25 protein-coding genes are annotated in these 12,936 nt (G+C 63.3%); all 25 read left to right on the top strand.

The features are described 5' to 3' along the window. Positions 1-490 precede the first annotated feature (490 nt). Positions 491-802 carry a 30S ribosomal protein S10 gene (gene rpsJ / locus GST15_RS06605; RefSeq protein WP_159016406.1) on the top strand — a complete coding sequence of 104 codons (312 nt, stop codon included), beginning with the start codon at positions 491-493 and terminating at the stop codon, positions 800-802. 11 nt (positions 803-813) lie between these two features. Beyond that, positions 814-1,467, top strand: coding sequence for a 50S ribosomal protein L3 (gene rplC, locus GST15_RS06600; RefSeq protein WP_159016405.1), 654 nt, complete (start codon positions 814-816; stop codon positions 1,465-1,467). Positions 1,468-1,469: 2 nt separating this feature from the next. Next, a complete protein-coding gene (gene rplD / locus GST15_RS06595; protein ID WP_159016404.1) occupies positions 1,470-2,075 on the top strand; it encodes a 50S ribosomal protein L4 in 606 nt (201 codons plus the stop codon). Next, entirely contained in the window at positions 2,072-2,368 is a 297-nt protein-coding gene (rplW, locus tag GST15_RS06590) for a 50S ribosomal protein L23 (RefSeq protein WP_159016403.1), read from the top strand. The genes rplD and rplW overlap by 4 nt, the downstream gene beginning before the upstream one ends. A gap of 10 nt (positions 2,369-2,378) precedes the next feature. After that, positions 2,379-3,206, top strand: coding sequence for a 50S ribosomal protein L2 (gene rplB, locus GST15_RS06585; protein WP_159016402.1), 828 nt, complete (start codon positions 2,379-2,381; stop codon positions 3,204-3,206). A gap of 6 nt (positions 3,207-3,212) precedes the next feature. Then, on the top strand, positions 3,213-3,482 hold the full coding sequence (gene rpsS / locus GST15_RS06580) for a 30S ribosomal protein S19 (RefSeq protein ID WP_159016401.1): 270 nt from the start codon (positions 3,213-3,215) through the stop codon (positions 3,480-3,482). A gap of 10 nt (positions 3,483-3,492) precedes the next feature. Then, positions 3,493-3,828 carry a 50S ribosomal protein L22 gene (gene rplV, locus GST15_RS06575; protein ID WP_159016400.1) on the top strand — a complete coding sequence of 112 codons (336 nt, stop codon included), beginning with the start codon at positions 3,493-3,495 and terminating at the stop codon, positions 3,826-3,828. Further along, the gene (gene rpsC, locus GST15_RS06570) at positions 3,829-4,563 is read left to right on the top strand and encodes a 30S ribosomal protein S3 (RefSeq protein WP_159016399.1); all 735 of its coding nucleotides are present in this window, start codon (positions 3,829-3,831) and stop codon (positions 4,561-4,563) included. It abuts the gene before it with no gap. 3 nt (positions 4,564-4,566) lie between these two features. Next, positions 4,567-4,980 (top strand): 50S ribosomal protein L16, encoded by a 414-nt coding sequence (gene rplP / locus GST15_RS06565; protein WP_159016398.1) that lies wholly within the window; start codon positions 4,567-4,569, stop codon positions 4,978-4,980. Further along, positions 4,980-5,192: a 50S ribosomal protein L29 gene (rpmC, locus tag GST15_RS06560; protein WP_159016397.1), complete on the top strand. Its 213-nt coding sequence runs from the start codon at positions 4,980-4,982 to the stop codon at positions 5,190-5,192. Before rplP ends, rpmC begins: the two co-directional genes overlap by 1 nt. An 11-nt stretch (positions 5,193-5,203) precedes the next feature. Then, the gene (gene rpsQ, locus GST15_RS06555; protein ID WP_159016491.1) at positions 5,204-5,482 is read left to right on the top strand and encodes a 30S ribosomal protein S17; all 279 of its coding nucleotides are present in this window, start codon (positions 5,204-5,206) and stop codon (positions 5,480-5,482) included. A 16-nt stretch (positions 5,483-5,498) separates the two neighbouring features. After that, positions 5,499-5,867, top strand: a complete 369-nt coding sequence (gene rplN, locus GST15_RS06550) for a 50S ribosomal protein L14 (RefSeq protein ID WP_159016396.1) — start codon at positions 5,499-5,501, stop codon at positions 5,865-5,867. A 16-nt stretch (positions 5,868-5,883) separates the two neighbouring features. Next, a complete protein-coding gene (rplX, locus tag GST15_RS06545; RefSeq protein WP_159016395.1) occupies positions 5,884-6,192 on the top strand; it encodes a 50S ribosomal protein L24 in 309 nt (102 codons plus the stop codon). Between the two features lie 31 nt (positions 6,193-6,223). Further along, positions 6,224-6,766: a 50S ribosomal protein L5 gene (gene rplE / locus GST15_RS06540; protein ID WP_159016394.1), complete on the top strand. Its 543-nt coding sequence runs from the start codon at positions 6,224-6,226 to the stop codon at positions 6,764-6,766. A 17-nt stretch (positions 6,767-6,783) separates the two neighbouring features. Further along, complete coding sequence (rpsN, locus tag GST15_RS06535) at positions 6,784-7,089, top strand: 30S ribosomal protein S14 (RefSeq protein WP_159016393.1); 306 nt, start codon at positions 6,784-6,786, stop codon at positions 7,087-7,089. Positions 7,090-7,177: 88 nt separating this feature from the next. Beyond that, positions 7,178-7,573 (top strand): 30S ribosomal protein S8, encoded by a 396-nt coding sequence (gene rpsH, locus GST15_RS06530; protein WP_159016392.1) that lies wholly within the window; start codon positions 7,178-7,180, stop codon positions 7,571-7,573. Between the two features lie 13 nt (positions 7,574-7,586). Beyond that, positions 7,587-8,114, top strand: a complete 528-nt coding sequence (rplF, locus tag GST15_RS06525; RefSeq protein ID WP_159016391.1) for a 50S ribosomal protein L6 — start codon at positions 7,587-7,589, stop codon at positions 8,112-8,114. 42 nt (positions 8,115-8,156) lie between these two features. Beyond that, positions 8,157-8,510, top strand: a complete 354-nt coding sequence (rplR, locus tag GST15_RS06520; RefSeq protein ID WP_159016390.1) for a 50S ribosomal protein L18 — start codon at positions 8,157-8,159, stop codon at positions 8,508-8,510. Between the two features lie 160 nt (positions 8,511-8,670). After that, on the top strand, positions 8,671-9,204 hold the full coding sequence (gene rpsE / locus GST15_RS06515) for a 30S ribosomal protein S5 (RefSeq protein ID WP_159016389.1): 534 nt from the start codon (positions 8,671-8,673) through the stop codon (positions 9,202-9,204). Beyond that, positions 9,197-9,397, top strand: coding sequence for a 50S ribosomal protein L30 (gene rpmD / locus GST15_RS06510; protein ID WP_159016388.1), 201 nt, complete (start codon positions 9,197-9,199; stop codon positions 9,395-9,397). The genes rpsE and rpmD overlap by 8 nt, the downstream gene beginning before the upstream one ends. A gap of 4 nt (positions 9,398-9,401) precedes the next feature. Then, the gene (gene rplO, locus GST15_RS06505) at positions 9,402-9,854 is read left to right on the top strand and encodes a 50S ribosomal protein L15 (protein WP_159016387.1); all 453 of its coding nucleotides are present in this window, start codon (positions 9,402-9,404) and stop codon (positions 9,852-9,854) included. Positions 9,855-9,861: 7 nt separating this feature from the next. Then, entirely contained in the window at positions 9,862-11,229 is a 1,368-nt protein-coding gene (gene secY / locus GST15_RS06500; RefSeq protein WP_159016386.1) for a preprotein translocase subunit SecY, read from the top strand. A 272-nt stretch (positions 11,230-11,501) separates the two neighbouring features. Beyond that, on the top strand, positions 11,502-11,858 hold the full coding sequence (rpsM, locus tag GST15_RS06495; protein ID WP_159016385.1) for a 30S ribosomal protein S13: 357 nt from the start codon (positions 11,502-11,504) through the stop codon (positions 11,856-11,858). A 9-nt stretch (positions 11,859-11,867) separates the two neighbouring features. After that, a complete protein-coding gene (gene rpsK / locus GST15_RS06490) occupies positions 11,868-12,260 on the top strand; it encodes a 30S ribosomal protein S11 (RefSeq protein WP_159016384.1) in 393 nt (130 codons plus the stop codon). Positions 12,261-12,274: 14 nt separating this feature from the next. Next, a complete protein-coding gene (gene rpsD, locus GST15_RS06485; protein ID WP_159016383.1) occupies positions 12,275-12,907 on the top strand; it encodes a 30S ribosomal protein S4 in 633 nt (210 codons plus the stop codon). The last annotated feature ends 29 nt before the right edge of the window (positions 12,908-12,936 follow it).

Below are 12,936 nucleotides of genomic sequence, written 5' to 3'. Positions count from 1 at the left end.
GGTGGCGAAGATCATCAAGTAAGACTTCGCGCCTGGTTATTGCGGCCCCGGGCCGCAATAACCGTCGCCGTTGCAGCGGCCTGTGGCCGCTTGGCGCCGACCAAAGCGTGAATTTCGGTTCGGACCCCGGATTGTGCTTGCGCAGTCCCAGCCTTAACCGCTAGAATGTGCGGCTCGGCGACCCCCGTCTTCACGAGGGCGTCCCCACCAGCGAAATGAAGCGCAGGACGCGCGTCGTTTTCGCCAGACACGGAAATGTCGCGCGGCAAGTGCTCCGCCCGTCCCGAAGTTCTTCGGGGCACTCATGGCGGAGCGTCTTTTCGCGTTTGCAATTCCATCTGGGCAGGTCGGGCAACCGATCTGCCTTGTTTTTCAGTTTCAAGGCAAGGATCGATCAGGCAAGCGGGGCTGTATTCCTGGTCGGTCATGGTTCAACGGGGTTCGGCGCACCCAGCCGCCGGCCTGTCGCTCTTTCAATGAGGAATTCCGCATGGCGGACCAGAAGATCCGGATTCGGCTGAAAGCGTTCGATCATCGCCTGATCGACCGTTCGGCCAGCGAGATCGTCGAGACGGCGAAGCGGACCGGCGCGCAAGTGCGCGGCCCGATCCCGCTGCCGACCAAGATCGAGCGCATCACCATTCTCACCTCGCCGCACGTCGACAAGGACGCGCGCGACCAGTACGAGACCCGCACGCACAAGCGTGTGCTCGATATCGTCGACCCGAACGACAAGACCGTGGACGCGCTGATGAAGCTCGAGCTCGCGGCTGGCGTCGACGTCCAGATCAAGCTGACCTGAGGCATACGACCATGGCGAAGAAATATTCGTTGGGGATCGTCGGTCGCAAGGCCGGCATGAGCCGGTTGTTCACCGAAGACGGCAAGTCCGTGCCGGTGACGCTGATCGAGGCAACCCCGAATCGCATCACGCAGATCAAGACGGTCGAGACCGACGGCTACAGCGCCGTCCAGGTCGCGGTCGGCTACAAGCGCGCAGCGCTGGTGAACAAGCCGTCCGCCGGCCACCTGGCCAAGGCCAAGGTCGAGGGCGGTCGCGGCCTGTGGGAGCTGCGCGTGCAGCCCGACAAGATCGGCGACTTCACCGTCGGCGGCGAAATCAAGGCTGACATCTTCGAGGTCGGCCAGATCGTCGACGTCGAGGGCATCACCAAGGGCAAGGGCTTCCAGGGCACGATCAAGCGCTGGAACTTCAAGATGGGCGACGCCACGCACGGCAACTCGCTGTCGCATCGCTCGCCGGGCTCGATCGGCCAGCGCCAGACGCCAGGCCGCGTGTTTCCGGGCAAGAAGATGTCCGGCCACATGGGTTCGGTGCAGCAGACCACGCAGCGCCTGCAGGTTGTCAAGGTCGACGCAGACCGCGGGCTCATCGCGATCCGCGGCGCAGTGCCGGGTGCTCCAGGCGGTGACGTGATCGTGCGTCCGTCGAGCAAGGGAGTCTGACGATGGAACTCGCCATCAATAACAGCAGCAAGACGTTGTCGGTGTCCGACGCGATCTTCGGCCGCGAATTCAGCCAGGACCTGGTCCACCAGGTCGTCGTCGCCTACCGCAATGCGGGTCGCGCCGGCACCAAGGCGCAGAAGACGCGTTCGGAAGTCAGCGGCACGACCAAGAAGTCGAAGAAGCAGAAGGGCGGCGGTGCGCGACATGGCGCGCTGACGGCTCCGATCTTCGTCGGTGGCGGCGTGACCTTCGCGGCCAAGCCGCGCAGCTTCGCGCAGAAGGTCAACCGCAAGATGTACCGGGCGGCGATCTCGACGATCCTGTCGGAGCTCAACCGCCAGGGCCGGATCATGGTCGTCGAGGGTTTCGACGTCGACTCGGTCAAGACCAAGGGCCTGATCGCCAAGCTCAAGGACCTCAATGTCGGCCAGCGTCCGCTGATCGTCACCGAGGAAGCCACCGAGAACCTCTACCTGTCGGCGCGCAACCTGCGCTACGTCGAGGTTCGTGACGTGCAAGGCCTGGATCCGGTTGCCCTCGTCGGCGCCGATACCGTGGTCATGACGTCCGATGCCGTCAAGAAGATCGAGGAGTGGCTGGCATGAACGACGCCAAGCTCTACAACGTGATCCGTGCGCCGCGCGTGTCTGAAAAGACCGCCCGGCTGCAGGAAGTGTCGAACCAGTACGTGTTCGAAGTCGCTACCGACGCCACCAAGGCCGACATCAAGGTGGCGATCGAGAAGCTCTTCGACGTCAAGGTCGAGGCCGTGAACGTGCTGAACGTGAAGGGCAAGCAGAAAGCCTTCAAGAACCGCACTGGCCGCCGCGCTGACTGGCGCAAGGCGTACGTGAAGCTGGCCGAAGGCCAGTCGATCGACGTGATGGCCAAGGCTTGAGGAATCACCAATGGCATTGATGACATTCAAACCCACTTCGCCCGGCCGCCGTTCGGCAGTCCGCGTAGTGACGCCTGGCCTGCACAAGGGCGCGCCGCATGCAGCCCTGGTCGAGAGCCAGAGCCGGTCGGGTGGTCGCAACCACCACGGTCGCATCACCACCCGTCACATCGGTGGTGGTAGCAAGCAGCATTACCGCATCATCGATTTCAAGCGCGACAAGGAAGGCATTCCCGCGCGCGTGGAGCGGATCGAGTACGACCCGAACCGCACCGCGCACATCGCGCTGCTGTGCTACGCCGATGGCGAGCGCCGCTACATCATCGCGCCCAAGGGCCTGAAGGCCGGTGACCAGGTGATCGCGGGCAGCGATGCGCCGATCAAGACCGGCAACACCCTGCCGCTGCGCAACATCCCGGTCGGCTCGACGGTGCATTGCATCGAGATGAAGCCGGGCAAGGGCGCGCAGATCGCCCGTGCCGCCGGTGCCGGCGTGCAGCTGGTCGCCCGCGAAGGCGTGTATGCCACGCTGCGCCTGCGCTCCGGCGAAATGCGCCGGGTGCCGTCGGAGTGCCGCGCGACGATCGGCGAAGTCGGCAACGTCGAGCACAACCTCGAGAAGCTGGGCAAGGCGGGCGCAAGCCGCTGGCGCGGTATCAAGCCGACCGTTCGTGGCGCCGCCATGAACCCGGTCGACCATCCGCACGGTGGTGGTGAAGCCAAGGCCGGCCAGGGCAATCCGCACCCGGTCACGCCGTGGGGCGTCCCGACCAAGGGCTACAAGACCCGACACAACAAGCGCACGCAGCAGTTCATCGTTCGCGACCGCAGGAGCTGATAGGCCATGCCACGTTCACTGAAAAAAGGCCCGTTCGTCGACCATCACCTGATGAAGAAGGTGGAAGCGGCGACCAGCAACAAGAAGCCGATCAAGACCTGGTCGCGCCGTTCGATGATCCTGCCGGAAATGGTCGGTTACACGCTCGCCGTGCATAACGGGCGCAACCACATCCCGGTGCTCGTCAACGAAAACATGGTCGGCCACAAGCTCGGTGAGTTTGCGCTGACGCGCACGTTCAAGAGCCATGGCGGCGACAAGAAGTCCGGGAAGTAAGGAGATGACCATGGAAGCGAAAGCCATCCTGCGCAGTGCGCGCATCTCCCCGCAGAAGGCCCGGCTGGTTGCCGACCAGGTGCGCGGCCTGACCGCCGAGCGCGCGGTCAACCTGCTGAAGTTCTCCGACAAGAAAGCCGCCCACATGATCCGCAAGGTCGTGGAGTCGGCGATCGCCAACGCGGAGAACAACCAGGGCGCCGATGTCGACGAACTGAAGGTCACGACCATCATGGTCGACGAAGGTCCGTCGCTGAAGCGCTTCATGGCGCGCGCGAAGGGTCGCGGCACCCGCATCCTCAAGCGCACCAGCCACATCACCGTCGTTGTCGGCGAGGGTAAATAAATGGGTCATAAAGTACATCCGACCGGTATCCGCCTTGGCATCTCCAAGGACTGGAACTCGAAGTGGTATGCCGGCAAGAAGCATTTCGCCGACTACCTGATCGCCGACATCAAGGTTCGCGAGATGCTGCGCAAGAAGCTTGCGCAGGCTGGTATCTCCAAGATCCTGATCGAGCGTCCTGCCAACAATGCGCGTGTCACGATCCACACCGCCCGCCCGGGCGTGGTGATCGGTAAGCGTGGCGAGGACATCGAGAAGCTGCGCAAGGAAGTCAGCACGCTGATGGGCGTCCCGGCGCACATCAACGTGACCGAGGTCCGCAAGCCGGAGCTCGACGCGCAGCTGGTGTCCGAGTCCATCGCGCAGCAGCTCGAGCGCCGCATCATGTTCCGTCGCGCGATGAAGCGCGCCGTCGGCAACGCGATGCGCCTGGGCGCGCTGGGCATCAAGGTCAATGTCGCCGGCCGCCTGAACGGTGCCGAGATCGCGCGTTCGGAGTGGTACCGCGAAGGTCGCGTGCCGCTGCACACGCTGCGCGCCGACGTCGACTACGGATTCGCCGAGGCGAAGACCACCTACGGAATCATTGGCATCAAGGTGTGGGTCTACAAGGGTGAGATCTTCGATTTCTCCCAGGTTGGCCAGGAAAAGCAGGACGACACGCCGCGCAGTGATCGCAACGAGCGCAGTGACCGTCCGCGTGCGCCGCGCCGCGACCGCGAAGCGAGGGAATAAATCATGTTGCAACCCAAGCGAACCAAATTCCGCAAGATGCACAAGGGTCGCAACGACGGCCTGGCATGGTGCGGCAACGCTGTCAGCTTCGGCGAGTTCGGCCTGAAGTCGACCGCGACCGGCCAGCTGACCTCGCGCCAGATCGAGGCGGCACGTCGTTCCATCAGCCGTTACGTCAAGCGTGGCGGCAAGATGTGGATCCGCGTGTTTCCCGACAAGCCGATCACCAAGAAGCCGATCGAAGTCCGAATGGGCTCGGGCAAGGGCAACGTCGAGTTCTGGGTCGCGCAGATCCAGCCCGGCCGGATGATCTACGAGATCGAAGGCGTCGACGAAGCCACCGCACGCGAGGCATTCCGCCTGGCCGCGGCCAAGCTTTCGGTCACCACCACTTTCGTGTCCCGGACGGTGCGCTGATGGAACTCAAGCAAATGCGAACGAAGTCGGCGGATGAGCTGAAAAGCCACCTGCTGGATCTGCACAAGGAGCAGTTCTCGCTGCGCATGCAGAAGGCCACCGGTCAGCTCGCCAAGACCCACGATGCCCGCCGGGTGCGCCGAGAGATCGCGCGCGTCAACACCCTGCTCGGCCAGCCCCAGGCAGCTGATCTGCCGGGCAAGAAGAAGTAAGGATGGCCGATATGAGCGAAGTAACCAGCCCCACGAAAGAAAAGAAGCTGCACACGGTCGAAGGCCGCGTTGTCAGCAACAAGATGGACAAGACGGTGACGGTGCTCGTCGAGCGTCAGGTCAAGCATGCGCTGTACGGCAAGTACATCCGCCGTTCGACCAAGCTGCACGCCCATGACGCCGACAATTCCTGCAACACCGGTGATGTCGTCCGCGTTGCGGAATGTGCGCCGATGTCCAAGACCAAGAACTGGCGCGTGGTCGAGATTCTCGCCCGCGCGGCAGAGTGAACGAGGAGGCTGACTCATGATCCAGATGCAGAGCTACCTCGACGTCGCCGACAACTCGGGCGCCAAGGAACTGATGTGCATCAAGGTGCTCGGCGGCTCCAAGCGCCGTTACGCGCACATTGGCGACATCATCAAGGTGACCGTGAAGGACGCGATCCCGCGCGGCAAGGTCAAGAAGGGCGACGTCTATGACGCCGTCGTGGTGCGCACCCGCAAGGGAGTGCGTCGTCCGGACGGTTCGCTGATCCGCTTCGACGGCAACGCCGCGGTATTGCTGAACAACAAGCACGAGCCGATCGGCACGCGCATCTTCGGGCCTGTGACCCGCGAGCTGCGCTCCGAGAAGTTCATGAAGATCGTCTCGCTCGCACCTGAAGTGCTCTGAGCGCAGGAGTTTTGAAATGAACCGAATCAAGAAGGGCGACGAAGTAATCGTCACGGCTGGCAAGGACAAGGGCAAGCGCGGCGACGTCGTGCGCGTGTCCGGCGACAAGGTCGTCGTGTCCAACGTCAACATGATGAAGCGCCACACAAAGCCGAATCCGCAGGCCAACCAGCCTGGCGGCGTGATCGAGCGCGAAGCGCCGATCCATGTTTCCAACGTGATGTTGTTCAACCCTGCCTCGGGCAAGGGCGGGCGCATCGCAACCAAGGTGCTCGAGAATGGAACCCGCCTGCGCGTGTTCCGCTCGAGTGGTGAAGCCGTCTGAGGCCGAGCCTGAGACCAGAGGATATTTGAAAATGACTACGCGTCTGGAAGAGTTCTACAAGCAGGAAGTCGTGCCGAAGCTGATGGAGAAGTTCGGCTACACCAACCCGATGCAGGTTCCGCGCCTGTCCAAGATCACGCTCAACATGGGCGTGGGCGAGGCGGCGACGAACAAGAAGATCCTGGAAAACGCCGTCGCCGACATGGCGAAGATCTCCGGCCAGAGGCCGCAGGTCACCAAGTCGCGCGTTTCGGTGGCGTCGTTCAAGATCCGCGACGGCTGGCCGATCGGCTGCAAGGTGACGTTGCGCCGCGCCAGGATGTTCGAGTTCCTGGATCGCCTGATCAACGTCTCGCTGCCGCGCGTGCGCGACTTCCGTGGCGTGTCGGCGCGTTCGTTCGACGGCCGCGGCAACTACAACATGGGCGTGAAGGAGCAGATCATCTTCCCGGAAATCGACTTCGACCAGGTCGACGCGATCCGCGGCATGGATATCGCCATCACCACCACCGCAAAGACCAACGACGAAGCCAAGGCGCTGCTCGAAGCCTTCCGTTTCCCGTTCCGCAACTGATCCTGAGGACCTGACACATGGCAAAGACCTCGATGGTCAACCGTGAGACCAAGCGCGCCAAGCTGGTCAAGAAGCACGCCGTCAAGCGCGACGCCCTGAAGACGATCGTCAGCAGCCAGTCGGCCAGCTTCGAGGAGAAGATGGAAGCGGTGGTCAAGTTGCAGAAGCTGCCGCGCGATTCGTCGCCTGCCCGCCAGCGCAACCGCTGTGCCCTGACCGGCCGCTCGCGCGGCGTCTACAGCAAGTTCCGCCTGGGTCGCAACAAGCTGCGCGAAGCCACGATGCGCGGCGACGTGCCGGGCCTGCGCAAGGCCAGCTGGTAATTCGCTCCATCCGTCGTGGCATGTGCCGCGGCGGCAATTTCGAAATTCGCAATCAAGCGGATATCGGTGCACTCAAAGGTAACAATCAATGAGCATGACTGATCCCATCGCCGACATGCTGGTCCGCATTCGCAATGCGGCCGCGGTCGGCAAGCCGACGGTGAAGATGCCGTCCTCCAAGACCAAGGTGGCAATCGCCAAGGTGCTGCAGGACGAGGGTTACATCGGCGGTTCGCACGTCACCCAGAGCGGCGCGAAAGCCGAGCTGGAAATCGTGCTGAAGTATTACGAAGGCAAGCCGGTCATCGAGAAGCTGCAGCGCGTGTCGCGCTCGGGCCTGCGCCAGTATCGCGGCAAGGATGCGATCCCCAAGGTGCTTGGTGGTCTCGGTGTTGCCATCATTTCCACATCCAAGGGCATCATGACTGACGTGCAGGCACGCCAGCAGGGTGTCGGCGGCGAAGTCCTGTGCTTCGTGGCGTAAGGGAGTAACGATCATGTCCCGAGTTGCCAAGAAGCCGATCGTCCTCACCAAGGGCGTCGAGCTGAATGTCCAGGCCGACAACGTGAGCGTCAAGGGCCCGAAGGGCACGCTGACGATCGCCAAGCCGGCCGGTATCGAAGTGATCATCGAAGACGGCCATGCACTGCTGTCCGCGAACGATCCTGCGCTGGTTCCGCTCGCCGGAACGCTACGCTCCATCATCGCCAACATGGTGCAGGGCGTGTCCGAAGGCTTCCAGCGCAAGCTGGAGCTGGTCGGCGTCGGCTACCGCGCGTCGATGAGCGGCACCGACCTGAACCTTGCGCTCGGGTTTTCGCACCCGGTGCTGTTCAAGGCGCCCGCCGGCATCACCATCACCACGCCGACGCAGACCGAGATCCTGGTCAGTGGCGCGGACAAGCAGCGCGTCGGCGAAGTTGCCGCGAAGATCCGCAGCTTCCGTCCACCGGAGCCCTACAAGGGCAAGGGCGTCAAGTACGCCGGCGAAAACATCATCCGCAAGGAAGCCAAGAAGGCGTAATCCCACCGGGATAGACCGCTTTCAGCTTTCGGAGAAACAGACATGCTCAAGAAAATTGCCCGCCTGCGCCGCGCCAAGTCCACCCGCGCGCACATCCGCCAACTCGGCGTGCCGCGCCTGTCGGTGCTGCGCACCGGCCAGCATCTGTACGCGCAGTTGTTCAGTTCGGACGGCTCGACGGTGCTGGCTGCCGCCAGCACGACGCAGGCTGAAGTCCGCGAAGGCCTCAAGAACGGCAAGAACGCCGATGCCGCCGTCAAGGTGGGTCGCGCGATCGCCGAGAAGGCACTCGCGGCCGGTTTCGAGAAGATCGCGTTCGATCGTTCCGGCTACCGCTACCACGGCCGGATCAAGGCGCTCGCCGATGCCGCCCGCGAAGGTGGCTTGAAGTTCTGATCGCTTGAATGCCTGGGGTTCCGGCCTCATGCAGCAGGACCTGCCGATGCGGGTTGCATCGGGCGGCACGGCCAGTTCTGGCTGTTGTCGAGGCGCCCGCCACACATCACAACCATAAGCGGCAACGCCGCAAATCCTTTCAACTTACGGAATCAAGCAGATGGCAGACGAACGTGGACCGCGGGGCAGGGATCGCAACCGCGAAGAGATCGACGATGGCATGGTCGAGAAGCTCATCGCCGTCAATCGCGTCAGCAAGACGGTCAAGGGTGGTCGGCAATTCACCTTCACCGCGTTGACGGTGGTTGGCGATGGCGACGGCAAGGTCGGCTTCGGTTACGGCAAGGCGCGCGAAGTGCCGGTCGCGATCCAGAAGTCGATGGAGCAGGCGCGTCGCGGCATGCTGCGCGTCGAACTGAACAACGGCACCTTGTGGCATGCGGTCAAGTCGGGCCACGGCGCTGCGCGCGTGTTCATGATGCCGGCGTCCGAAGGTACTGGCGTCATCGCCGGTGGCGCCATGCGCGCCGTCCTGGAAGCCGTTGGCGTCAAGAACGTGCTGGCCAAGGCCGTCGGTTCACGCAACCCGATCAACCTGGTGCGCGCAACGCTGCGCGGCCTGACGGAAATGCATTCACCAGCCAACATTGCGGCCAAGCGCGGCAAGAAGGTCGAGGATCTCAACCATGGCTAAGAAAGAGAGCAACGCCGGCGGTACCGTCAAGGTGCGCCTGGTCAAGGGCCTGCGCGGCGCCAAGGGCATCCATCGCCTGTCGGTCAAGGCGCTGGGCCTTGGCAAGTTGAACAGCGTGCGCGAGTTGAAGGACAGCCCGCAGGTCCGTGGCCTGATCAACACGGTCCATTACCTGGTTCGGGTCGAGGAGTAATTCCATGAAGATGAACACACTGGGTCCGGTCGATGGCGCACGCCAGGATCGCAAGCGCGTTGGTCGCGGCATCGGTTCGGGCCTGGGCAAGACCTGCGGTCGCGGCCACAAGGGCTCGTTCGCGCGCAGCGGCAAGGGCAAGATCAAGGCTGGCTTCGAGGGCGGCCAGATGCCCATGCAGCGTCGACTGCCCAAGATCGGCTTCCGCTCCAAGCGTGCGCTCAACGTCGCCGAAGTCCTGCTGTACCAGCTGGACAAGCTCGATGCGGGAACGATCGATTTCGCGACGCTGCAGGCTGCCAAGCTCGTGCCGACCAGCGCCAAGCAGGCGAAGATCGTCAAGAAGGGCGAAGTCAGCAAGAAGTTCATCCTGACTGGCTTGCTCGCGACGGCTGGTGCGAAAGCCGCGATCGAAGCCGCTGGCGGCCAGATCAACGCAGCTGCTGGCGCGGAGTAAGCAACGAATGGCGCGAAGCGGCAATGCGGCTGGCAACCTGGGCGGCGTCGGTAAATTCACCGAGCTGCGCCAGCGCCTGTTGTTCGTCCTGGGGGCAATGATCGTCTATCGGCTGGGTTGCTATATCCCGGTGCCTGGCGTCAATCCCGAGGCGATGCTGCAGTTGATGGAGTCGCAGAAGGGAACCATCGTGGACATGTTCAACATGTTCTCCGGCGGCGCCCTGCAACGCTTCAGCCTGTTCGCGCTCAACGTCATTCCCTACATCTCGGCGTCCATCATCATGCAGTTGATGGTGCAGATCCTGCCGAGCCTGAAGGCGCTGCAGAAGGAAGGCGAGTCCGGCCGTCGCAAGATCACGCAGTGGTCGCGCCTCGGCGCCATTCCGCTGGCGATGTTCCAGTCGGCGGGCATCGCGATCGCGTTGCAGAGCTCCGGTGCCAGCAACGGCATCCCGGTGGTCTACGCGCCGGGCATCGGCTTCATCATGACGGCCATGGTCGCGTTGACCGCCGGCACGATGTTCCTGATGTGGGTCGGTGAGCAGATCACCGAGCGCGGCGTCGGCAACGGTGTTTCGCTGATCATCTTCGCCGGCATCGTGGCGGGACTTCCCGCTGCCGTGCTGGGTACGCTCGAGCAGGCGCGCAACGGCGACATCAGTGCGCTCGCGGTGATCGCGATCCTTGCGATCGTGCTGCTCTTCACCTATTTCGTCGTGTTCGTCGAGAGCGGCCAACGCCGGATCACGGTCAACTACGCGCGCCGCCAGGGTGGCCGCAGCGCGTACATGAACCAGTCGTCCTTCCTGCCGCTCAAGCTCAACATGTCGGGCGTGATCCCGCCGATCTTCGCATCGTCGATCATCATGTTCCCCGCCACCGCCACCACCTGGTTCGGCCAGTCGGGCAGTTCGGGCTTCCAGACCGCCATGCAGAAAATCACCCAGGCGCTGTCGCCGGGCGAACCCCTTCACATGATCCTGTACGGCGCGCTGATCGCCGGGTTTACGTTCTTCTATACGGCGCTGGTGTTCAACTCGCAGGAGACTGCGGACAACCTGAAGAAGTCCGGTGCGCTGATCCCCGGGATCCGTCCAGGCAAGGCGACCGCCGACTACGTCGATGCCGTGTTGACGCGACTGACCGCGGCCGGCGCCGTCTACCTGGTGCTGGTCTGCCTGTTGCCTGAAATCATGCGGGTCAAGCTCGGTACCTCGTTCCGTTTTGGCGGCACCTCGCTGCTGATCGTGGTGGTGGTCGTCATGGACTTCATCGCGCAGATCCAGGCGCACCTGATGTCGCACCAGTACGAAAGTTTGTTGAAGAAGGCCAACCTGAAAGGCGGCTCGCGCGGCGGTCTGGCGCGCGGGTAGGGCAAATATCGATGGGCGACCTGCGCGGCGGTCTCGAGCGCAGGTGGGTCAGGACCATTCCGCGCACAAGAGTAGCGCGCGGGGCGGGGCAACCGGTTCACCGGGCGCCCCACCATCCAGACCCAACGCCGGAGCAGGGGCACACTCCCCCTGCCGGGTTCCGGAAGTTTCGGCTTCCGGGGCTTCCTAGTAACACGAGACCCTGTTAAAATTCTGAGTTCACTTCGCCCGGCTCACCAGCCAGGCCGCCCAATCAGTTGGAGAATCGCGTTATGGCGCGTATTGCCGGCGTCAACCTGCCTGCCCAGAAACACGTCTGGGTGGGATTGCAAAGCATCTTCGGCATTGGCCGGACCCGTTCCAAGCAGGTATGCGAGGCCGCTGGCGTGACGCCCGCGACCAAGATCCGCGACCTGTCCGAGCCTGAAGTCGAGCGCTTGCGCGCCGAAATCGGCAAGTTCGCAGTCGAGGGCGACCTGCGTCGTGAGGTCGGCGTCGCGATCAAGCGCCTGATGGACCTCGCGTGCTATCGCGGGCTGCGCCATCGTCGCGGCTTGCCGCTGCGTGGCCAGCGCACCCGGACCAATGCACGCACCCGCAAGGGTCCGCGCAAGGCCATCAAGAAATAAGGAACCACAATGGCCAAGCCCGCTGCTGCGAAAGTCAAGAAGAAGATCAAGCGTGTCGTCACCGACGGCATCGCCCACGTCCATGCTTCGTTCAACAACACCATCATCACGATCACGGATCGCCAGGGTAATGCGCTGTCATGGGCGACCTCGGGCGGCGCCGGATTCCGCGGTTCGCGCAAGTCGACCCCCTTCGCTGCGCAGGTCGCTGCGGAAAAGGCCGGCAAGGCTGCGCTGGACTACGGCGTCAAGTCGCTCGAAGTGCGCATCAAGGGCCCCGGCCCAGGTCGCGAATCCGCCGTGCGGTCGTTGAACAATGTCGGCTACAAGATCACCAACATCATCGACGTGACGCCGATTCCCCACAACGGGTGCCGTCCGCCCAAAAAGCGTCGCGTCTGAGGAGCTGAACAAAGATGGCTCGTTATATCGGTCCCACCTGCAAGCTCGCCCGTCGCGAAGGCGCCGACCTCGGCCTGAAGTCGCCGGCACGCGCCCTGGATTCCAAGTGCAAGCTGGAGCAGAAGCCCGGCCAGCATGGCGCCACCATGACCCGCAAGGGCAAGCTGTCCGACTACGCAACCCAGCTGCGCGAGAAGCAGAAGGTCAAGCGCATCTACGGCCTGCTGGAGCGTCAGTTCCGCAACTACTACAAGAAGGCGTCGACGAAGAAGGGCAACACCGGTGAAAACCTGTTGCAGCTGCTCGAGACCCGCCTGGACAACGTGATCTATCGCATGGGTTTCGCGATCACCCGGCCGGCCGCGCGCCAGCTGGTGTCGCACCGTGGCGTGACGGTCAACGGCAAGCCCGTCAACCTGCCGTCGTTCCAGGTCAAGGCTGGCGACGCGATCGCATTGTCCGAGCGCGCGCAGAAGCAGTTGCGCGTGCAGGAATCGCTGACCGTGTCCGCGCAGATGGACCTGTCGCCGTCGTGGGTGGATGTCGATGCGAAGCAGTTCGCTGGCGTGTTCAAGGCGGTCCCGGACCGCGCCGATTTGCCTTCCGACATCAACGAAGCGCTGATCGTCGAGCTGTACTCGAAGTAATTCAATCAAGAGCGGACGGGTCCATGCCC

It is taken from the genome of Cognatiluteimonas profundi, from assembly GCF_009792795.1.
Taxonomy (GTDB): domain Bacteria; phylum Pseudomonadota; class Gammaproteobacteria; order Xanthomonadales; family Xanthomonadaceae; genus Cognatiluteimonas; species Cognatiluteimonas profundi.
This window is presented reverse-complemented; position numbering and strand designations above follow the sequence as displayed.